Annotated in this window: 21 protein-coding genes; 4 read left to right on the plus strand and 17 right to left on the minus strand. The window is 41.8% G+C overall.

Features of this window, described 5'->3' with window-relative positions:
- Nucleotides 1-12: 12 nt before the first annotated feature.
- Together N483_RS15920 and N483_RS15925 are read right to left on the minus strand one after the other, a co-directional pair.
- Nucleotides 13-690, minus strand: coding sequence for a hypothetical protein (locus tag N483_RS15920; protein WP_023399746.1), 678 nt, complete (start codon nucleotides 688-690; stop codon nucleotides 13-15).
- A 112-nt stretch (nucleotides 691-802) separates the two neighbouring features.
- Nucleotides 803-1,072 (minus strand): ribbon-helix-helix domain-containing protein, encoded by a 270-nt coding sequence (locus N483_RS15925; protein ID WP_023399747.1) that lies wholly within the window; start codon nucleotides 1,070-1,072, stop codon nucleotides 803-805.
- A gap of 14 nt (nucleotides 1,073-1,086) precedes the next feature.
- Here N483_RS15925 and N483_RS15930 point away from each other — a divergent pair, with 14 nt between their 5' ends.
- Complete coding sequence (locus N483_RS15930) at nucleotides 1,087-1,482, plus strand: VOC family protein (RefSeq protein ID WP_023399748.1); 396 nt, start codon at nucleotides 1,087-1,089, stop codon at nucleotides 1,480-1,482.
- On the opposite strand, the gene recG is transcribed toward N483_RS15930, so the two are convergent.
- The 3 genes from recG to asnC all read right to left on the minus strand — a co-directional run bounded on the left by recG (nucleotide 1,479) and on the right by asnC (nucleotide 4,819).
- A complete protein-coding gene (recG, locus tag N483_RS15935; protein ID WP_023399749.1) occupies nucleotides 1,479-3,563 on the minus strand; it encodes an ATP-dependent DNA helicase RecG in 2,085 nt (694 codons plus the stop codon). The genes N483_RS15930 and recG overlap by 4 nt on opposite strands.
- A gap of 2 nt (nucleotides 3,564-3,565) precedes the next feature.
- Nucleotides 3,566-4,267, minus strand: a complete 702-nt coding sequence (trmH, locus tag N483_RS15940) for a tRNA (guanosine(18)-2'-O)-methyltransferase TrmH (RefSeq protein WP_023399750.1) — start codon at nucleotides 4,265-4,267, stop codon at nucleotides 3,566-3,568.
- 93 nt (nucleotides 4,268-4,360) lie between these two features.
- Complete coding sequence (gene asnC / locus N483_RS15945) at nucleotides 4,361-4,819, minus strand: transcriptional regulator AsnC (RefSeq protein ID WP_023399751.1); 459 nt, start codon at nucleotides 4,817-4,819, stop codon at nucleotides 4,361-4,363.
- A gap of 177 nt (nucleotides 4,820-4,996) precedes the next feature.
- Here asnC and asnA point away from each other — a divergent pair, with 177 nt between their 5' ends.
- Nucleotides 4,997-5,992, plus strand: coding sequence for an aspartate--ammonia ligase (asnA, locus tag N483_RS15950; RefSeq protein WP_023399752.1), 996 nt, complete (start codon nucleotides 4,997-4,999; stop codon nucleotides 5,990-5,992).
- Nucleotides 5,993-6,016: 24 nt separating this feature from the next.
- On the opposite strand, the gene N483_RS15955 is transcribed toward asnA, so the two are convergent.
- From N483_RS15955 to N483_RS16005, 12 genes are all read right to left on the minus strand, one after another.
- On the minus strand, nucleotides 6,017-7,627 hold the full coding sequence (locus tag N483_RS15955) for a DUF342 domain-containing protein (RefSeq protein WP_023399753.1): 1,611 nt from the start codon (nucleotides 7,625-7,627) through the stop codon (nucleotides 6,017-6,019).
- A gap of 378 nt (nucleotides 7,628-8,005) precedes the next feature.
- Nucleotides 8,006-8,398 (minus strand): RidA family protein, encoded by a 393-nt coding sequence (locus N483_RS15960; protein WP_023399754.1) that lies wholly within the window; start codon nucleotides 8,396-8,398, stop codon nucleotides 8,006-8,008.
- Between the two features lie 11 nt (nucleotides 8,399-8,409).
- Nucleotides 8,410-10,512: a bifunctional GTP diphosphokinase/guanosine-3',5'-bis pyrophosphate 3'-pyrophosphohydrolase gene (spoT, locus tag N483_RS15965; RefSeq protein ID WP_023399755.1), complete on the minus strand. Its 2,103-nt coding sequence runs from the start codon at nucleotides 10,510-10,512 to the stop codon at nucleotides 8,410-8,412.
- 183 nt (nucleotides 10,513-10,695) lie between these two features.
- Nucleotides 10,696-10,971, minus strand: coding sequence for a DNA-directed RNA polymerase subunit omega (gene rpoZ, locus N483_RS15970; RefSeq protein ID WP_023399756.1), 276 nt, complete (start codon nucleotides 10,969-10,971; stop codon nucleotides 10,696-10,698).
- Nucleotides 10,972-11,093: 122 nt separating this feature from the next.
- Entirely contained in the window at nucleotides 11,094-11,717 is a 624-nt protein-coding gene (gene gmk, locus N483_RS15975) for a guanylate kinase (RefSeq protein ID WP_023399757.1), read from the minus strand.
- Between the two features lie 97 nt (nucleotides 11,718-11,814).
- Complete coding sequence (locus N483_RS15980) at nucleotides 11,815-13,827, minus strand: methyl-accepting chemotaxis protein (protein ID WP_023399758.1); 2,013 nt, start codon at nucleotides 13,825-13,827, stop codon at nucleotides 11,815-11,817.
- A 687-nt stretch (nucleotides 13,828-14,514) separates the two neighbouring features.
- Nucleotides 14,515-15,330: a hypothetical protein gene (locus N483_RS15990; protein WP_023399760.1), complete on the minus strand. Its 816-nt coding sequence runs from the start codon at nucleotides 15,328-15,330 to the stop codon at nucleotides 14,515-14,517.
- Nucleotides 15,331-16,092: 762 nt separating this feature from the next.
- Entirely contained in the window at nucleotides 16,093-16,233 is a 141-nt protein-coding gene (locus tag N483_RS27040) for a hypothetical protein (protein WP_023399761.1), read from the minus strand.
- Nucleotides 16,234-16,648: 415 nt separating this feature from the next.
- The gene (locus N483_RS27045; RefSeq protein ID WP_023399763.1) at nucleotides 16,649-16,795 is read right to left on the minus strand and encodes a hypothetical protein; all 147 of its coding nucleotides are present in this window, start codon (nucleotides 16,793-16,795) and stop codon (nucleotides 16,649-16,651) included.
- A 200-nt stretch (nucleotides 16,796-16,995) separates the two neighbouring features.
- Nucleotides 16,996-17,523: a hypothetical protein gene (locus N483_RS15995; protein ID WP_023399765.1), complete on the minus strand. Its 528-nt coding sequence runs from the start codon at nucleotides 17,521-17,523 to the stop codon at nucleotides 16,996-16,998.
- Nucleotides 17,524-17,529: 6 nt separating this feature from the next.
- Nucleotides 17,530-17,814, minus strand: a complete 285-nt coding sequence (locus tag N483_RS16000) for a helix-turn-helix transcriptional regulator (RefSeq protein ID WP_023399766.1) — start codon at nucleotides 17,812-17,814, stop codon at nucleotides 17,530-17,532.
- A 526-nt stretch (nucleotides 17,815-18,340) separates the two neighbouring features.
- The gene (locus N483_RS16005) at nucleotides 18,341-19,015 is read right to left on the minus strand and encodes a hypothetical protein (RefSeq protein WP_023399767.1); all 675 of its coding nucleotides are present in this window, start codon (nucleotides 19,013-19,015) and stop codon (nucleotides 18,341-18,343) included.
- Between the two features lie 242 nt (nucleotides 19,016-19,257).
- Between N483_RS16005 and N483_RS16010 the strand changes: the two genes are divergently transcribed.
- Both N483_RS16010 and N483_RS16015 read left to right on the plus strand, forming a co-directional pair.
- Nucleotides 19,258-20,382 (plus strand): helix-turn-helix domain-containing protein, encoded by a 1,125-nt coding sequence (locus tag N483_RS16010; protein ID WP_172642412.1) that lies wholly within the window; start codon nucleotides 19,258-19,260, stop codon nucleotides 20,380-20,382.
- Between the two features lie 151 nt (nucleotides 20,383-20,533).
- Nucleotides 20,534-21,391, plus strand: coding sequence for an alpha/beta hydrolase (locus N483_RS16015; protein WP_023399769.1), 858 nt, complete (start codon nucleotides 20,534-20,536; stop codon nucleotides 21,389-21,391).
- The last annotated feature ends 127 nt before the right edge of the window (nucleotides 21,392-21,518 follow it).

Consider the following 21,518-nt stretch of genomic DNA (forward strand, 5'->3'; position numbering starts at 1 on the left):
TATACTCTCACTCTAGTGGCGCTCAACGAATCTTTGCCAGCTAATGTGGTTATTGACCACCCTCACAGGTTTTATCACCCGAGACAGTATTTCAAGGTCGAGCTTTTCAACAGCAGCTCCGTCCTCTTTTAGGCCTAGTAAATAGCTCATAGCTGGACGTTTTCCCAGTTGAATTGCCGAGATATAAATTTGCTGCTCGAAATTTAATCTTAAGCTGCTGATCGCAGTTTTTAAACCTTGTTGATCAATATTAGGCAGACCACATTTTTGTAAATAGCCTAGACGCTCGCCTTCTCCGGAAAACCAAATACGTACTTTTTCGCTATATCTCCCTGACTTTGACGGCAAATCAAAGAGTAGTCGATCATGGCCCGATTCTTTTACAAGCTGTATGTAGCGCTCGAGCCCGGCTTCCCACAAGGCGCTATGAATAGGAACCTGTCTAGATTGAATTTTTCCATGAGTATGAAAATCGAAAGTGTGAATGGAGTCTACTTTCTTAATATCATTGAGAGTTAGGTTTCCCAGCTCGTCGCTGTATGCACCTGTATAATAAGCCAATAACGGCAACCAAAAATGCCAGTGTTTGGGCTGCTCTCGTTTGAGTTTCTCGTCACCATAAATGTAGCCATTAAATAGACTATATAGTTCCATGTGGGTAAAGGCGCGCCTACCAAACTGAGATTTCATGGGTAACTGCTTTAACTGTCTGACATTTGGTAGACAAGTCTATAGCGTTTATATGGATTGATAAAGTGATTTATAAATCCTTATGTAGTAATAGGTTACTACCACTCGCTTTTTAATTTTGTGTACCATTTTCCAAATAGGTAAGGCAGGAAATACGCAGTAAAGAGGCTAGGTTACTAACAGCACCATGCCTTTCAACTGATTCCTGGTAGAGCATAGAAATGAACTTCGCAACACTGATCTGCTCTTGTGCTGCGATCTGTTCCAATACTTGCCATACCTTATTTTCAAGCGCCAAGCTGGTCACGACTCCCTGTACGCGAATTGATTTTTTGCTGACTAAGTACAAGTCTGGTGACTGGGAGGCGTAGAGTTCGCACATTTTTGGAGGCTCCAATGGCTAAAATGATTCATTCAATGATCCGTGTAAAGGATCTCGCAGGCTCAGTTAAATTCTATCACGAACTGTTTGGGTTTGAGGTGAGAAGAACAATAGAGTTTGATAACTTTTCGTTGACTTACCTAGGTGATCGCGAAAGCCACTTTGAACTTGAATTGACACATAACTTTACCAATACCGCGCCCTACCAGCTGGGTAATGGGTATGGTCACTTGGCCCTGTGCTCGAATAATATCGAATTTCTGTGGCAGAAAGCTAAAATGCAGGGTTACCAACCCTCTGAAATCAAATCTTTAAATCAACAAAATCAGCTGGTAGCAAAATTCTTTTTTGTGACAGATCCGGATGGTTATCAATTAGAGGTAATTGAACGAAACCATATTTTTAATTAAGCCATTGCAAATTCGTCACGATTGCCCATCCAGCGAAGTATCAGCGGGTCAACGCACTCCTCATGTTGATTGAGTAATGAGAATGCAAGGCCTCTGATGCTGGGCAGCATATGTTTGTCTCGGGTCAGATCGGCAATTTTTAGATCCGCAAGTCCAGTTTGTTTAGTTCCCAGTACTTCACCAGGGCCCCGGATCTCCAAATCTTTTTCAGCAATAACAAATCCGTCGTTACTATCTCTGAGCACTCCTAGCCTTTTTTGTGCGGTATTTGATAGTGGTGCGTGATATAGCAATAAACAGTGTGACGCTATGGCGCCACGGCCAACCCGCCCTCTTAGCTGATGCAGTTGAGCAAGGCCTAATCGCTCAGGGTTTTCAATGATGATCAGACTGGCGTTAGGTACATCAACCCCGACCTCTATCACTGTTGTTGCCACTAAAACATGATAATTTCCGGCTTTAAAGTCTGCCATGATCTGCTGTTTTTCTTGGGCTTTCATGCGCCCATGTACGAGTGCAATTTTGAGTTCAGGTAATTGTTTTGTGAGCTGCTCAGCTGTATCTTCTGCCGCTTGACATTGAAGCACTTCCGATTCATCAATCAGTGTACAGACCCAGTAAACTTGCCGATCTTGTTCTAGGCAAGCACTTTTAACGCGTTGAATCACTTGATCTCGGCGTGTATCAGGCACTGCAACTGTGGTAATGGGTGTTCTTCCGGGCGGCAGCTCATCAATGACGGATGTTTCCAAGTCGGCATAAGCCGTCATCGCAAGGGTGCGGGGGATAGGTGTTGCTGTCATGACTAACTGATGAGGGTAACAATCACCAAATTTGCCTTTTTCCCTGAGGGAAAGTCGCTGATGCACCCCAAACCTATGCTGTTCATCAATGATAATTAATGCCAGGTTTGAAAAGTTAACCTGCTCTTGAAAGAGAGCATGGGTGCCAACCACCATTTGCGCTTTACCTGACGCTATTTTTTCGAGGGTTTCTTTGCGCTCTTTGCCTTTTGTTTTGCCACCTAGCCAACAGGTTTCGATATTTAATTTAGCAAACCAGTTCTGAAAATTGAGCGCATGTTGCTCTGATAGGATCTCAGTAGGTGCCATGAGCGCGACCTGATAACCTTTCGCGATGGCAGTAAGTGCGCTCAGTGCGGCAACTAAGGTTTTACCAGAGCCGACATCACCTTGTACTAGGCGTAACATGGGTTCTGATTTTTGCAGATCTTGTTTTATTTCACTGACGACTCGACTTTGCGCATTGGTTGGTTTAAAAGGGAGCAGTGCTAAAAACTCGGGTTCTATTGAGTTGGTCGGTGGTAGGGCGACAGCTTTAACCGCTTGGCTTTTTTTTCTTAGCTTTAAAAGGCTTAGATTTTGTGCCAACAGCTCCTCAAAAGCCAAGCGCTGTTGTGCCGGATGCTGTCCCAAATCCAATTGAGTTAAATCGACATCTTGTGGTGGACTGTGTAACAGCAGTAACGCATCTTTCAAGCTCAACTGGTTGGGCCTAAATTGAACAGGTAAGTGGTCATCAATATCATACTTTTGCAATAACTCGACAGCTTGCTCGGCAATGGCTCTAATGCTTAATTGTTTAAGCCCCTCGGTTGTTGGGTAAACTGGGGTCAGGGTTTCATCTACCTGATCAATATCATCTAGTGAGCTTTTAATATGATACTCAGGGTGCGCCATTTCAGGTCCAACTCGACCTCGTCGCACTTCTCCGAAACAGCGCATAATTTTACCTGGCTGCATGGCATTTTTTTGCGCTGCAGAAAAGTTGAAAAAGCGCATAGTTAGCCTACCTGTGCCATCATTAATTTGGCAAACCAACATACGACGTTTGCCAAATGTGATATTCGCCTGCTCTATTTCACCTTCCACGCTTACATGCATATGCGGCATAAGAGACGCGATACTATATGTTTTGGCTCTATCTTCATAACGCAAAGGTAAATGAAACAGCATGTCTTGTACGTGTGCGATACCTAATTTAGCCAATCGCTGCGCCGCTTTAGGGCCGACGCCTTTTAAGTCTGTGATTGGGTAGTGTGCTAAATTAGGTGAAGACATAACTATCCTTTCTGTTTGCTAAATTTAAGCGTGTTCCAAAATGTATCATCGGCAATGATTTCGCCTTGATCATCTAGCTCGGGGTAGGGTAATCCTTTTTCATTGCAACGGTTTGCAATGATTGGGTGGCAGCCTTCAAAAAGTAACTTGTGTTTTACTTTTGGGTCTAGCATATCTTTTTGCAGATACATGCCCGCAGCTTCTCTTTGTCTTTGTGCTTCGTACAAAATCAATGCCGCTGCTACGGACACGTTTAAAGACTGCACCATACCCGCCATGGGAATAACGATATGCTGATCAGCATGTTCAAGTGCTCGATCTGAAATACCTAGGCGTTCTTGACCAACAATTACCGCAGTCGGTTTTGTATAATCGATTTCTCTAAAGTCTACTGCGCTGTCGCTCAAATTGGTGGCCAGTAATTGGATCCCCGGGTTTTGTTCTCTGATAGTAGAGACAGCCTGATCGATATCATCATGCATTTGTGTGTCTACCCAGTTTTTGCTACCACCTGATGTGTTATTAGTCAAACGTCGCTGATCTTGTGGCCATACGGCATGAACGTAGTGACAGCCAACTGCGTCGGCGGTACGTACAATCGCTGACAAGTTATGATGCTTATGCACCTCATCAAGACATACCGTTAAGTCTGTTTGTCTTTGCTCTAAAATGCGTTTAACGCGCTGAAAGCGATTTTCTTCCATCGAGAACTGCTCTTAAATTCAAAATTGCAGCGCATTATATCAAATTAATTACTGTATAAGTACACACCTATTTATTTACCAAGCTGGCTAAACTTAGGGTTGAATCTCGCGCATGATAGGGGCTTGCAAAGAGATCAAAGTTTCGGTGGACTGTATTGCTTCAATTGATTGTATTTTATTGACTAGTACATCGTGTAGGTGATCCATCGAGCAGCTCAGCACTTTGATAAATATACTGTAATTACCCGTTGTATAATAAGCCTCAACAACCTCTTCAAAGCTTTCAAGCTTGGCGATGGTGTCTTGATAATCTCTGGCATGTTTGAGGTTAATACCGATAAAACAGCAGACATCATAGCCGAGTTTTTTGGCATTGATACATACTTTTGTACCTTCAATAATACCGGCCTGTTTCATTTTCTCTACTCGTACGTGAATTGTTCCTGCACTGACAGCAAAGCGTTTGGCTAATTCTGCATATGGCGTCCGCGCATCGCTCATTAATGCGTTAAGGATAGATTTGTCGAGATTATCGATCTGATAATTTTCCATGGCTTATAGGGGGTGAAATTATTGATTCAATAAATATACAGGTGTTTTTTTAGTGATTAAAGTTACTGTTGGGTATTTTTGTTTTTGAATATTGAATTTATCGCGAAATTTGTTGACGATGAGTACATCAGATAAATCACAACACAGAATCATCGATAATTTGGAATGGGGATCAATATGAAATCACAATACTTAAAAACACAGCAGCAAATAGCACGTGTCAAAAGCGTTTTCTCAGCGCAGCTAACCGAAAAACTGGGGCTAGTAGAAGTACAAGCACCTATCTTGGCAAAAGTTGGTGATGGCATTCAAGATAACTTGAGCGGTACAGAGAAAGCGGTAGCTGTAAACGTAAAAACCCTTGCTGACAGTGAGTTTGAGGTGGTTCATTCGCTGGCTAAATGGAAACGAAAAACACTGGGTGACTATGGCTTTGGTGTTGGGGAAGGTCTCTACACGCATATGAAAGCACTGCGCCCAGATGAAGATCGTCTATCTCCAATTCATTCAGTATTTGTAGATCAATGGGATTGGGAAAAGGTCATTTGTGGAGATACACAGCGAGATCTTGCAACGTTAAAAGATACCGTTAGCACCCTTTATCAGTGCATCAAACACACAGAGCAGGCAATTGCTGATGAGTTTGGTAGTCAGCCATTTTTACCAGAACAAATTACTTTTGTTCACGCTGAAGCGCTGCGTAAAATTTACCCTGATTTTAGTGCAAAACAGCGGGAAAAAGCGATTGCGCAAGAATACGGTGCGGTGTTCTTAATTGGCATCGGTGGCGAGTTAGGTGATGGTGAAATTCATGATGTTAGAGCGCCTGATTATGACGATTGGTCAACGGCAACATGCGACCAATATCAAGGGTTAAACGGAGACATCCTTGTATGGAACCCTGTGTTAGAGGATGCTTTTGAAATCTCATCTATGGGGATCCGCGTATCACCTGAGTCTTTATCTCATCAATTAAAAATCAGTGATGCGCAGGAGCGACTCGCATTTGATTGGCACAAGGCGTTATTGGCGGGAGAGTTGCCACAAACGATTGGTGGTGGAATTGGTCAGTCTCGTTTAGTTATGCTGCTACTGCAAAAGCAGCACATTGCGCAAGTTCAGGTCGGCGTTTGGCCAGACGAGCTCAAAGAGACTATTGAAGGTGTTTTATAATTGGCAATAGGGGGCAACGTCCCCCTAACTTTTAAACTCAATCTCAATTTGGCCATCAATTAATTTTGCGGTGCACGGAGGGTAGCTGCGATTTGTCGTATATGTTTTATCAAAAATATGGAGCTCGACGCCAGAGTGAAGTGCTGATGTAGCCTGCAAGTGTGTACCTTCGAGTAATTCATGCAATGTATGGTCGAGTTCGCTGAGCTTATTTTCCAATGCTTCAGCTTGTTGACAGTAATGAGTTTGGGTTGCACTGATTTTTGCCATGAGCACTTTCTTTTTTTCGACATCTTTAAGCTGATCTGCTTTTTCAACCGCTTTTTGGAGATTATCAAGTTGCTCGTCAGTTTCTCCCAAGTCTCTTATACACTGGTCGGTTTTACTGGTGATTTCAACTCCTGAGTTAGCAAGATAGACTGACATGGTGGCACCTGATGGGCTGCCGATCTCTCCCGCTGTGATTGATTGGGCATCAAATACTGTACCGCCTATAAGTTTACCGCGAGGGTTATCTTCCAACCCTATTCTGACAGTTCGTAAGGCTTTTATATCGCAGTGATTTGCTTGTTTTTGAATGTAGATATTTCGCGCTTCCAAATAGGTGTACTGTCCGTGTACGATATCAATGTTGCCCTCGGCAATGAGCTTGCAAGTTAAGCTTTGATCGTTGTCACTGTGATCCAAGTGGCCAATAACACCTCCACGCACTTCAATGTTGCCATCACTGATAATTTCTCCTGACTCAACCGTGCCCATGACAGTAACATCACCAGACGCTTTTACGCGCATGCCGGGTTCGACATTGTGAGTAACAATGACACTACCGCTAAATTCAATATGTCCAGATTTAACATTGACGTCAGCGATGGTAAAAATATCATCTACGCGCATACCATTTTGAATATCTGAAGGGCAGCCGGCAATGGTTGCAATGAGTTCTAGCGGGTTCGTTGGAGAAATTTCTGTGCCTTCTCCTGCAACTAACTGAAATGATTCACCTGGCATAGGTTCAATGCTTTCTCCTGTCACTGTAAATCCCTCTTTGCCCGGCGTGGCAGGGCGTTGAGTGATCAATAGTGTGCCGGGAGAGACGCTGGATAAAGCGCCAAAATCACGCATATCTACTGTGCCATCTTCTCTGAGTTTTGGCTGCTTCAAGCGTTCTTTTAGGGTCAAAACATGCGAGATCAGCTTGGCTGGCAGACCATTTTCTGGTGGGCGACCTTGTGCGATAACACCGTGATGCTCAGAGCCCGGAGGTGCATCAAATTGTTTGGAAAGAATACTTTCTAAGAAGGCTTGCTTATACCCTCTGCATACGCCGGACTTTACGATGATTTTTTTAGCTTGATCTAGGCTAATGAGACTGCCACCTTGCGCAGTCCTTAAAGTGGCTGAAGCCTGCATCTTATCTTCTGAAATGGAGATCCGTAACTGGGCGTTTTTTTGTTTTGCGACCAGCAATTGTTGCTCAGCATCTTGACTCTGGAAATAGGCGGCAATGGAGTCGTGATCTACTTCACAATCGGCATAGGGTGAGCACTCAAGCGCCTCGACGATGAAGGCTTGGCTAGGTGGCGTAGCTGACGCAACGTCCATTAATATTTGGCCATCTTTAGTGACTTTAAACACAGACTATTCCTTATAGACCGAGCGGCTCTATAAAAGAGTCCGCACTTCAACTTACCCTTTTTATTTGCAGTGGCGGCAAAAAATACCTCTTACACATAACATATTATTTGTAGTTAGTATGACAACCAAATGCTCAATAAATTCCGACATTCACCTTTAAAGCTGTAAAACCAAGCATCGATTGACTCATTTTATTAGGTTATACGTATGTATGTGTTACCAGCTTGCTTAATTAATATTATGTAGTCAAGCTGTTAAGATCAAAGTTCGCTGGAGAATTTTAGGCTTTTTGTGTATTTGCTCTCTTCGTTTAACACATAGAAGCAAAAACGGCCCGCTAAAAGCGGGCCGTTTTGATGTAAGTTCAACAATGAAAATTTAATTCATTGAAGGCAGTTCCATAATACCGTCAATCTCTATTTGGACATTTTTTGGCAACTCTTTTACACCTATAGCTGCTCGTGCAGGGTAAGGGGTTTTAAAGTACTGGCTCATAATTTCGTTGACGGTTGCAAAGTTACTCAAGTCAGTCATGAAAATGTTTACTTTCACCATGTCCTGAAGTTGCCCGCCAGCCGCTTCACATACAGCTGATAGGTTTTTAAATACTTGGTGTGTTTGCTCACTAAAATCTTCTGAAACGATTTCCATAGTGTTTGGCACCAATGGAATTTGGCCCGATAAATAAACAGCGGTGCCAACCTTAATTGCCTGATTGTATGTACCGATTGCGGCCGGAGCTTGATCGGTAGAAATAATCGCTTTGTTCATAATAACTTCCTTTAGCGTTTTCTATACACGCGTTGCACGTCTGGCATAACGCGAATCTTACGCATAATATTTGCGACGTGGATCCTATCTTTAACGGTCACGCCTAAATCTATAATATATAAATTACTTTCTTTTTCTTCAGTGGCGATTTCAACAATATTCGCTTGAGCACTGGAAACCACGTTGGTCAGCTTAGCAAGTGCACCTTGGTGATTGATGATTTCAACGCGCAGAGCTGCAATGTATTCTTTTTCTGGGTTATCTTCCCACTTTACAACACAATATTTAGCACGCTCGCTTTCCCAGCCTTTGATGTTGCGACACTCTTGTCTGTGCACCATTAACCCTTTGCCTTGGCTAACATAGGCTGCGATGGCATCACCAGGAACAGGACGGCAGCATTTAGCATAGGTGACAAGCATACCTTCAGTACCAATTATTGCTGCCTTTGCTTGTTTGGCAAGGCTTTCAATGCCATCGTCCGCTTGCAGTAGGCGTTTGGCTATGAGCACACTCATAATATTACCGTTGCCAATCTCGACTAAAAGCTCAAGCAAGGTATTGAGGTCGTGCTCTTCTAGTACACGCTCAATTTGCTCGGTTGGAATATCATCCAGTTTTTGTTCACCTAACGCTGAATCGAGCAGTCGTCGGCCAAGTTGAATTGACTCTTCTTGATGCTGACTTTTCAGATAGTTTCTCACGCCTAAACGCGCTTTACCTGTGACGATAAAGTTAAGCCATGTCGCATTGGGGTGCGCCCCGGAACTGGTAATAACTTCTACCGTTTGGCCGGTGTCTAGTGCTTTGCTCAGCGGATAAGGTTTGCGGTTAACTCGAGCCCCAACGCAGGTGTTACCAACATCGGTATGAACGGCATAAGCAAAATCAACAGCAGTCGCACCCATGGGGAGTTCGACGATTCGGCCATCTGGCGTAAACACATAAATCTCTTCAGGGAAGAGTTCAGTTTTGACGTTTTCGACAAATTCAAATGACGAACCAGCACTTTGTTGTAATTCAAGCAAGCTTTGCATCCACTGACGTGCGCGTTGCTGAGCTGTATGTCCTGCACTGTCACCGGATTTTTTATACATCCAATGTGCAGCAACCCCTTTGTCAGCCATATGATCCATGTCGTGGGTACGGATCTGAATTTCAACAGGAATACCGTGTGGGCCGACTAGCGAGGTGTGTAAAGATTGATAGCCATTGGTCTTAGGTACCGCGATATAATCTTTGAAACGCGTTTCAATTGGCTTATACAAGTTGTGAGCCACACCGAGGACACGATAACAGGTATCTATGTCGTCGACATTGATGCGAAAAGCATAAATATCCATGACTTCATTAAACAGCAGCTCTTTATTGAGCATCTTACGGTAAATGCTATAGAGGTGCTTTTCACGTCCTTTGACAGAAGCCGAGATACCGCTTTCTTCCAAACGAGATTCAATCTCTGTCTGAATATTGCTGATCACTTCTTTGCGGTTACCACGCGCTTTGGCAACTTCAGATTTTAATGCTCTATGGCGCATCGGATATAAGGCTTGAAAACCTAAGTCTTCAAGCTCATTTTTGATATCGTGGATACCTAAACGATTGGCAATAGGTGCAAATATTTCGAGTGTTTCTCTGGCAATGCGTCGACGTTTTTCAGGTCTTAAAAACCCTAATGTACGCATATTATGTGTTCTATCAGCCAGTTTGATAAGAATAACACGTATATCTTGTGTCATTGCCATGATCATCTTGCGATAGTTTTCAGCTTGAAACTCTTTTTTATCTTTAAAGTCGAGTTTGTCTAGCTTACTGACTCCAGCAACGAGTTCAGCAACGGTTTCACCAAATATTTCAGCCAGATCTGCCTGACTAAAATCGGTGTCCTCGATAACATCATGCATCAGCGCAGCCATGAGGGTTTCATGGTCTAACTTCATGCTGGCAAGTATCTGTGTCACTTCAACCGGGTGAGTGATATAAGGTTCACCACTTGAGCGAGTCTGACCTTCGTGCGCTTCGCGAGCGACAACATAGGCTTTTTGTACCAGCTCGACGTCTTCTGGTGATAGGTACTCTGAGATTTTTTTCTTGAGGCCTTCAAATAGATACATTCACACTCCAATGTTCCAGTGAAGTTAATAGATAGTTATTATTGAATATACGATGAATTGGCTCGGAAGCCAACGCAAAGGCGTATAGCTTTTGCAATATAATGAAAAAAAACGCCAGCTAGAAGCTGGCGTTATCTTAAACTTTACTTAGATTCGGCTTAAAAAGCCGTCTAGAAGTTTATTTTAGCGGTTACCACCAACGATAGCTGCTACAGCTGCAAGCTCAGCGGCCTCTTGGTTTTGTTGCTCTTCACGATCGATCAAATCTAGAGAGTCTGTTGTTACCAGACCTTCTTCAATTTCACGTAGCGCAATAACGGTTGGCTTGTCATTTTCAGCATCAACCATTGGATCTTTGCCACCAACAGAAATTTGACGAGCGCGACGCGCTGCAACAAGGATTAAATCGAAACGGTTACCAATTTTATCTACTGCATCTTCTACAGTTACGCGAGCCATCGAAGCACTCCAAAAAATTATACATTTAGCAAAGGGCTAGTTTACTTGAAACCACCGAGTTCGCCAAGTGAATGGTTAAAATTTATCGTTAATCTACACAGTAATAGGGGGACAATGCAGGTTTATTCTGCTAAAAGTTCCGCAATTAGTGCCTGATGACGTACTTGTTGTGCTTTAGTTTGTAGTCTCGCGGCAACAACGATGTGCTCAAGTTCGGTTAAAGCTGTCTCAAACTTGTCGTTGACAATGACATAGTCAAATTCGTTGTAATGACTACTTTCTGATTTTGCTTCGGCCATTCTTGCTGCTATTACTTCTTGCGAATCTTGGCCGCGATTGTTTAAGCGCTGCTCCAGTTCATTTTGAGAAGGAGGCAAAATAAAGATTGTTTTTACTTCAGGCAAAAGCGTTCTTACTTGTCTCGCTCCTTGCCAGTCAATGTCTAGAAAGACATCAATGCCATTGTTAAGTTGATCTTCAATGGCCTGTTTTGATGTGCCATAGTAGTTTTCAAATACTTGTGCCCATTCAAAAAAGTCCCCTTTATCAATCAAGGCTTTAAATTCATCCACTGTGACAAAGTGGTAGTGCTCACCATTATTCTCTCCTGGGCGAGGGGAGCGCGTTGTATGGGATACCGAAACTTTAATGTTGGCTTGTTTGTCCAATAAAGCTTTGATCAGGCTAGATTTACCTGCACCTGAAGGGGCAGATAAAATAAACAAGTTACCGCGTGTCTTTGTCATAGTGGAACCTTTGTGTACGCAAAAGGGAGCAATAGAGCTGATTACTGCCCGTAAAAAGCCCTATTTTAAATCTTTGTGCGCCTCGTTACCAGTTTGACTAACTGCGCAATCTAAATCGACTCACTAAAACGGCTAACTCTTCGGCTTGCTTATTCAGTTCCTGTGCCGAGTGCGCCGCGACTTGTGTGTCTTGCAACGAGCTCTGACTCGATTGCTCAATTTGTGAAATATCACGTGCCATTTCGCTTGCGACAACAGATTGCTCCTCTGTGGCGGTTGCGATTGACTGGATCATGGACGCAATTTCACTGGCGCCTGTAACAATGCCTTCAAGTTGTGTTCCTGCATCTTCAGCCATAGAAACACTATGATTTACTTGAGCAACACTATTTTCCATGGACTTAACAGCATGCTCGGTTTGAGATTGAATTGACTGCACAGTACTGACAACTTCTTCAGTGGCTTTTGAAGTGCGCTCAGCCAAGGTTCTAACTTCATCTGCTACTACGGCGAATCCGCGGCCCTGTTCGCCCGCACGTGCAGCTTCAATTGCAGCATTGAGCGCCAGAAGATTAGTTTGTTCTGCAATGCTTCCTATCACGCCGATCACATTACCTATTTGGCTACTTAGCTCACCCAAGTGGGTGACATTTTCAGCGGTGTCTTGCACTTCATTGGAAGCTGATTTTATTTTCTCTACCGTTGATGTAACCGTTGAGCCCCCTTCAGATGCGAGACTACGCGCGCCATCGGCATGACTGGCAGCGACCTGACTCTGCGATGCCACCTCTGATACTGTGGCACTCATTTGTTCGATTGCCGTAGCAACCTGAGTGGACTGATCCGCTGACGCCTGACTGCGAGATGCAATCTGGTTATTGGTATCTGCAATGTTGTCACTGGAAGTTTTAACATCATTCACCACGTTACTGATGGCCTGTAACAACGTGTTCAACGAGTTTGACATTTTATTAGTGGCTTCGGCCAAGCTATCTATTTCATCTTTACCTGCATGAGACAGAAGTGGCCTTGAAATATCACCTTCACTTATTCTTTCGGCTATCGTAAGCACCTGGCTCAATCTGGTTACAATCGAGCGGCTGATCACATAGGCAACCGCAATCGCTATAATGGCCGCGATTAAAGTGATCATAATAATAATCACCAAGGTGGTATTGAGACCTTCTACGAGTAAGTCTAATGCCCTTATGGCGTCGTCTTTTTCTTCTTCGCTCGATACATCAAGGATTTTAGACAGCTCAATCATTTGCTTTGACGTCAAATCGGCGAGTTTACGCTGTGCTTTCACATACGCCGTAGAGTCATAGCTTTTAAATATATCTTTAGCTTCGCTTTGAATCGTACCGAACATCTCTTCAATACGGGCAATATCTCGCAGTTCATTCGGTTTTTGTTCTAGTGGCTTGAGTAAATTCAAGTAGTGCCTAAAGCTTTCTGCATCGTCATTAAAATCAGCTTCCGCACCGCTTGCTCCTGTGGTATGAGAAATGATGGCCGCTATCATATCGCCAGCTTCATCAACCAGTTCTAGGTAGTACCGGACTCCCGGTAAGTCATCGTTGAGTGACTCTTGTAAGTCAGTAGATTTCAGTGCGTCATTGAATTCTTGCTCTTTTAAAGAGTCCAGTAAACTTTCCAACTGTTCGCCAGTTTCTTGCTCAAGCTTATCTACGCGTTGCTTCACCTGCTCATAAGCTCTTGGGTCGTATTTGGCGAATATCTCGTTGTTAACTTCACGGTGGAAGGTTTCAGCAAGGGTCATGATCCGCGCCATTTTCTCGCGGTCAGCTTGTTTTGCCGACTCATATCCATACAGCTCTTTTTGGGTGGATTTGAAGCGCTCAAACAGCTGGTTAAACTGCCCCACTTTACTGATATCTCCGTTGAGGTATTCAAGCGCGATGTTGCTTAATTGGTACTCTAGGTGCAGTAATCGGTTGTATAAAATCATCCCCGGCAAATCATCGCCTTTTACTTCGAATGCACGGGCAGTTTCGGTGGAAACTTTAAACCAAACGACAGTACTGGAAAACACCATCAATGCTATGAGGCAGCCAAAGGCCAAATAAAGCTTTTTACTCAAGTTCATATTGTTACCCAAGAAAGTTATGTACTCCGATTCCTTGGAATATCAAATTTGCCTTCCCAAATTATTATTTAAGGATACGAAAATTGCGAATTTCAGAATTAATTTGAGTGATTGTTTCTTATCCAGATATGAAGAAGTTCATAAATTAGGGTTACTTGGTTAAAGTACAGGTTTTAAGCGTCAAACAACCAAATACTAGATTTGAACAACTAATATCGAGCTGTGGTATTGGGCTTACACGTATTTTTGAAACATAGCTTTGTTTAATTAGGCGGTAATAACGTTGGTGAGTTAGGCTAAAACGCAGTGTGGCTGCAGAGCGTTCAATTGAATTGTGCAAAGGATTCTCAAGCTACACTTTTGTTGCGAGAAATATAGTCACAAATCCAAGTCACAGAGAATGAGCTTTTAGGCCAAGCCCAAGCCGCTATGTAGGCTCAGCCTATATGCCAATCAGTTTTCACTGTTGCTCAGAGGCTTTCTTGAATGAAAAATTGCCAAGGCAATATAAACACACGTCGCATACATATTTAGTAGGGGGACCACCGCCATGCAAACTGCAACAACCTTACTGTATTTATATTTCTGTGCCACGAAAATATTAATCGCAAGACAAATTAACACTTGAATCACAAGCACTACCGGGGCTAAATGTAATTCGCCATTTCTAAGCATTTCTATCATAGTTTAAGTCCTGTTAATGGGGACGATCGTAACTCTGCCCCTTACTCCTGAATAAATTACTCTTACTCTAATTCCGTACTCAGCCGCTTTTTGAATGTACTGCTCAAGCTTATATTGCGACGAAAATTGATAAGTTCCTTCGATAGATGTACCTGCATCTGGAATTCGATTTCCATCAGAGTCAATCGCACTATGCCGTGTGTAGGATAAGCGCAATTTAGTACCAGATCGCAAAGTTGCTGCTTTCATTATGAGTTGAGAGCCATCTTCGAACTCAAATAATAGTTCAATTCCAGCAAGTGGGTCGTAAAATAAGCCGCCAAATATCGAAATTATTTGTGTCGACCAATACTTCAATGAATCGTTTTGTGCAGCCCAATCGTCAAATCTATCTCTGCTACTACTATTTCGCGCCATCTCCCAAGCGGAGCGGTAGCCGCTAGAGGCGGGAACTCGCGTCTTTTTGGCCAAATACATATAAGATTGTGCACGTTTGGCCTGATCAATTAGGTGTTGAGGCGTCGATGACCTTCTTGCGGTCACTGTGGTTTCAATTTCTCCAAACCTATTTAATTCTGGTCGAGAAGTGACGCGAAATGAGCCTGCAATGCCATTGGGAATACTAACTAAATGAACGATATAGGTAGATGACATACTATCGCCATTGGTCCTATCAAAAATGTAAGATTTGGCTTTACTTTGCATTGCGCCAATAGATGAACAACTAGAGCAAGTTATGTAATTGTCTGCGTGTGCTTCTAGGTTGGTAAAAAGCATAAATAGCGTGAATAAAACAGAGTTGAGTAGCTCTTTTTTCATATTGATATCTCCTTATTGAATTGCTTGTTAAATGTTGTGTAGTTTGGTTGATTCAGCAATTAAATGGAGTTGAGTAAATATCTGATTCAATTGACTTTATATTAACTATTTTATCGAGTGAGTGGTTTGTTGCACATATTGAGAAGTGGTAGCAAAAACAGGGTTTAAGTAGTTGTTTTTATGAGGGGGCTTTAGGCTTGTTCGGTCGCAAATATTCTCAATTTAAAATTTTATATCGTTAATTATTGAATAGAGCGCTTGTCTTGCGGTCTTGCTTGGTCTTAGGGTGGGGGGAGCTTGTTTTGTTGGCATCTTGGTCTAGGGTATTACTTATGCTGAAAGCTTCCGAAGAATAGAAATAATGGGTACGTAGCCGTTTGGTAACCTGGACTATATTGAGAGCTTTATCTATCTTACGCCTTGTTCTGATATGAACAATTTTTTAAGTGAGCAATTAGGAATTTCTTTATTCAGAATGTATTCAATTGAATGATAGTCATTACCTTCGTATTAAGGGGGAGATTGTATTCTTAAGTTTAGGAAAAGAGTTAAGATGACTTCTTAAGTCACTGAACTCTAGAAAATTAAGCTCTTAATTACGAGTAAAGAGAGAATGTATTAGAAAATAAGTACTTTGATATGTTTGTCAGCAGGAAATCTTCATATTTTTGCAAATCAACAGCCGTTATAAAAATGTATATATTCATACAAAAAGCGCCATTAAAGGCGCTTTCTGCACTAAAGAATGAATAGGCTCAGCTACTATCTAAAACAAGAATGTGGAGTAATCTTGGGCTTAGATGCTGGTTGGTTCACCGACTGAGCACGTTGTGGCAAGTCAGGATCTCTAGAGTGCTGTCCACCTTGGATACGCGCTAAAAATTCAATATTTAGTTTGTTCATCGTTCTATTCCTTCGATTGCAGTTGTATCGTGTGGCTAAAGTAATGCGTAGAAAGTCCTACTAAATGTGGTTATTACATTACCTGAGCTTTTTTCATAGTTTGTTTTAGTAAGTTCTATTTAAGACAAATAGCACTGAGAATCAGAGTCGAGAATGCTTAACCGGCTCTTTAACTGTCGACTAAATGTCCAGCGTTAGAATTAAAGAGTCGTTTGTTGAAACATTAGGGTTTATTTTGTGCAGTATGGTCTGAGTTCTAGGTGGGAGCTTGGGGGCATTGGCACTGCCACAGACAATATGTTTTGTATGAATTTTACTAAGTACTTTCATATTTTAATTTCCTTATAAAATACTTTTTCATGTATATTTTCATCGGAGTAAGCGCAAACATGCACCTACTCATTGAAGTGAAGGTTTAATCTTCTAGTGACTTTTTATAAATTCCACTTTTCTCAATTCTTGGTAGTGCGACATGTTGAGCTCTTTGTGGTAAACTTGGTGAATCTGCACTTCCTGTCCCGCCTTGAACGAGCGTTAAAAGATCAAGTTTCAGCGATTTCATAATGTAATTCCTTACAAAATACTTTTGACATGTTTATATTCATAAGAGCAAATACAGTAGCAATGAACATATTCATAAAAAGTTACTTTGTTGATCTAATGACACTTTTAATATCGGGTTGCGAGGCTCCTTGTGCTCTCACAGGCAAGTCCGGGGAGTTTCCGTTTGCCCCTCCTTTTATCTTTAGTAATTGCCTGTAATTAAGTGTTTTCATAATTTAGCTCCCTTGATTCTGCTTTATTCGCATAGGTTAAAAAACATCCGCACAAAATAATTTGAAGAAGCAAAACAATATTGTCTCTTAAGTAAAGCTTAATAAAGGCATTATCAATCCAGTAATATTTGTAAGACAGAACTTCAAGCCATGTAATAAGATTTACTGCAACTAAGATAATAACTACAAGTACAATCATGCATTCCTGTGCAGAAAGTGCCTGTTTTCTGTAGACACAACGATAAAACTCATTGCCAGTCATGTTGTATAGAAACAGTGCAAGATCCCTACGATAGATGATTGGTATAAGAAAGGCAATGGAGACCAACGCATCAAACAAATAGTAGTGAGTATTCCATTGGATAGTTAAATGCATAGTTAACAAATTAGTGACGACAATAGCTGAATAAGAAATCATGAACCATCTTGCAGTCGCTACCTTCCAACTAAGAATTAACCCAATTGCGACGACTAACGGAAATACGTGATCAACGATAGAATAAATATCAAACATAATAAGCTACTCCTTTTCTTGCTCTTCTTGTTGTTTATCTGCAATTACCGATGTTTTAAAATCGAAGATACCGCTTAAGTCCTTACCAAAAATAAGAAATAACTCAAATAGTTGAGTAAACGTCATATCCGTTTTTCCAGACTCATAATTACTGATGGTTGCTTGGTCAACTCCTAGCTTTCTACCTAGCTGCTCTTGAGTCCATTTCTTTTCCCTGCGCAGTTGCCGCATTGAACGCTGGACATACATGCGAAAGTTCTCTGTTTTGATCCTTCTTGTGCTGCCTACCACACCCTTATACCTCTTCCTTAATAGATTGTCGTAAATTATCAACAGATGAAACTTTGCGCAACTAAAAATTAACAAAAACCCTTTAAAATTAGCATTTTATAAAAGTATTAATAAAAATAAGGTGGATTAATCGAAGTCTCAATAGGGGAGTTGTTTACATGAATGTTGTTATATAAGGTACTGTTATGGAAGCGTAAGCTTACAGTTTTTATGTGCGCTTCTTTTGCCCTTTATCAATACAGCTTTACATTAGCGCCTTCTCTCATTTCTAAGTAGGCTGTTATTTATGTCCTTAGCGCGGTCACCAGATTGTTAACACCACTTTAGTTCTTTCTACTTCATGTTTGCATTGAGCTATTTAAGCACCTTCACTAATAGAGGTGCTGCAAAGCACGACTGTTGTTTAAGTTTTTTTGCTATCGGTGTGTGGGTAACTGGTTACTTATATTCCTTATGCAAACGTTTTTTTAGCAAACAAAAGCCAGTGCGCTAGCCACTGGCAATCAATACTGAATAGTTTACAGCGCTAAAACTTATGCCAAAGTTTTTTGATTTTACCTTTAAACAACCAGTACACCATAAGGCCGAGTACGAGCTTTTCTGGCAAGCTTAACCATACCGAATATTGTAGATTTTCAGGGAACAACTTGGCTTGCCCTTCGAAAAAAGCACTGCACGCGATATATAAAGTAAAGGCCATTCGCCAAATGTGTTGGCTCATGCGCTGTTTAAAGCTGTGAGCTTTCCCAAGTCCAAACAACAAGTCATAGCCAAAAGCAATTAAGGTGACTAACGCAAATTCATAGTACTTGATCGCTGGAATTTGGAAGTGGCCAAAATCATCGGTGATGCCATTCATGGCAAGGTAGCTTAAATAACTGGCATAAACAAAAACGGGCAAACCCAAAAATATCGGTAAGTACCTTGTAATTATTCGATATTTAATCTTTTTTTGAACGTATAACCAACTGGTTGCAACCAGATAAGCTGTCAACACCGCGGCAAACATAGAAATATGTACAGCTCTTATATAGGCGTAATAAAACCCAGTCACAGCCATTAATATCATGGCTATCACGTATATTCGGCCAATGAAGATGTGGTTAAGCGACCCCTTTTTAGCAATAAAGGCTGAAAAACCCGCAATTAGTCCCGCACCACCAAACACCATGTGGCCAACCATTCCCACTGTTAAACTCATTATTACCTCTCTTTGTTTTAACAAGGATATCGCGTTAAATCTGCACTATTTGTTGTAACGATGCGTCCGAGAAAGCTAGGTAGGACTAAAAACTGCTTCAAAATGAATGATTAAAAGCGTGCGCTGCGGTAAATTAGGGGTAACTATAAAGCGCTCAGGAATACCATTTAGTACCGATGGCAAGTCTAGATATTTGGAAAGTCATAATTTCGTCAATGACCATTGCAATGTGTTTTTTATCAATGGCAATAGTGCTGACTAAGCAGTCTGGGCGAAGTGATCAAGAGCGATTCCTTGCGCTATTTTTGTTTATTTATGGTTTGGTTAAGTTTGACCAACTTTACATGCACACTAACAGTTTTGAAATATGGCCGCATCTTGCGGGGATCATGTTCTCGCTCAAGCTATTTTTACCTTCTGTTATGTACTTTTATACTAGGTCGTTAACCGAACAAAAAGAGCAATGGTTTAAGCGCCAAGATACTTTTGCATTATGCGCTCCTTTTATCGCAGCGTTAGTTGCTACGCCTTATTATGTGTTGTCGGCAGAGCAAAAGGTGGCGCTCATGAACCCGTTAACGCGCGATCCTGTGTTGTATGAGCGTGCTGTATTAGGGTGTCAGATAGGTTTGGTTTTATTTGTTGTCACTGCTTTTACATACTTGGGCATGTCCTTTAAGTTGTTCAGAGCCCATACATCGCGACTGAGAATGTTGTTTTCACAAATTGAAGATAAACAAATTAGTTGGTTGCGATGGGTAATTATCGTAATCACACTGGCTTGGATATGGTACGCAATTTGTGAACTATGGCTGTTGACAGGTAAGCAACCGGGCAGTGTTTATTTAACCAATATGGTTATTGAAATGTTCTTTGTTGGTTTTATTGCACTTCGGGGCATCAATCAGCAACCGGTGTATCAAGAGTCTAATGCTGAGTTGGATTGGGTCGAAACAGCCTCAAATTCAGACAAAGAGTCTGTGTATTCAAAATCGAGTTTGACTGAAGAGGCGAGAGTAGAAATTGCCAAAAAGCTCCTTTATGTGATGGACGTTGAACAGCTCTATAAAGACAGTGAACTCTCGCTGCGGACTTTGTCTGACAAAATCCAAGTCTCTGAAGTGCGAATATCAGAAACTTTTAGCCAGCATATGAAGACAAGCTTCTTCGATTTTGTGAATCAACACCGAGTGCGCGAAGCATGTCGATTACTTCAACAAACGGATCACAAAATTGTCGCCGTTGCTTTTGACGCGGGTTTTAATTCACGTTCGACATTTGGTGCTGCATTTAAAAAGTATATAAAACAAAGCCCTAGCCAATATAGAAAGCAACACAGCGCAAACGCTGCATCAAGGGGAGGTTAAAAGAGATGGGTAAGGTGCGTGGGCAATAACGTGTCCAGATAAGCTGGGTCGGTCGCCTACATAGTGTTTTGGTGAAAATATAGCGTTTCGCTGACCAATACTTTTTTTGGTCCAGATTTAACGACAATATTTAGGCCGAAATAGGATTAATATGTACAGATTCTTTATTTTATCTCTTTTATTTGTTTATCAGCACCTTGCATGGGCAAACTATGATTCAACAAGCCAGGTGTCTTCTTTTGCTATACCCAACTCATCTGTTTATGAAATTAAATCAGAGAAGTTGAGTAGAACCTATTCAATATTTGTTGCTGTTCCCAAAGGTTACTCAAAAACAGCAAAGACCAAATACCCCATGGTGATTGTGAACGATGGCCCTTATGCATTTCCGTTGGCGGCCAGTTCATTGAGTGTACCTATGAGTGCAGGTGTGCTCGAAAAAGTCATTTTAGTGGGAATTGGCTATTCAAAGGGAGACAATATGATGCATAGCCGCATTCGAGATTATACCCCTTCGACTGATGCTAATTGGCGCGCTTTTAAACCCGGTCAAGCCCAGCAATACCTAAGCTTTATTGAAAGTGAGTTACTGCCATTTATTGAAGCCAGATACTCAATTGACCAAAACAAACGTACCTTGGTAGGGCATTCTGCTGGTGGCTTATTTGCAAGTTACGTATTACTCAATAAACCCGACTTGTTTGAGAGCTATGTGGTATTAAGCGGCGCTTTTTTCTGGGACAAACGATTGTTGTTTAAACAAGAAAGGGAATACGCAAAAAATCACGATGACCTAGCAGCTCGGGTGTATTTTGCCGTAGGCACACATGAAACATCAAAAAGGTATCCTTTCCAATGGCTGGAAGATCAAACTGAATTTGTAAAACAGCTGTCAGCTCGGCGCTATGCAAACTTAAACATTAAACAGGATGTGATCGAAGAAGGGCTGCATGAAACAACCTTCCCAATTGGATTTATGCGCGCAATGCAATGGCTTTATGCGAGGTGATATAGCGCCTACTTAAACTGTTGACCTCACATTAGGATTGACCAACCCTAGTGTATCCGCCCCTGTAATCGTATTTGTAAACAAACACAAAAAAGCCCAGCTATGCTGGGCTCTTGTCAAGACTAAA

Origin of the sequence: Pseudoalteromonas luteoviolacea NCIMB 1944, from assembly GCF_001625565.1 — a bacterium.
Classification (GTDB): domain Bacteria; phylum Pseudomonadota; class Gammaproteobacteria; order Enterobacterales; family Alteromonadaceae; genus Pseudoalteromonas; species Pseudoalteromonas luteoviolacea_F.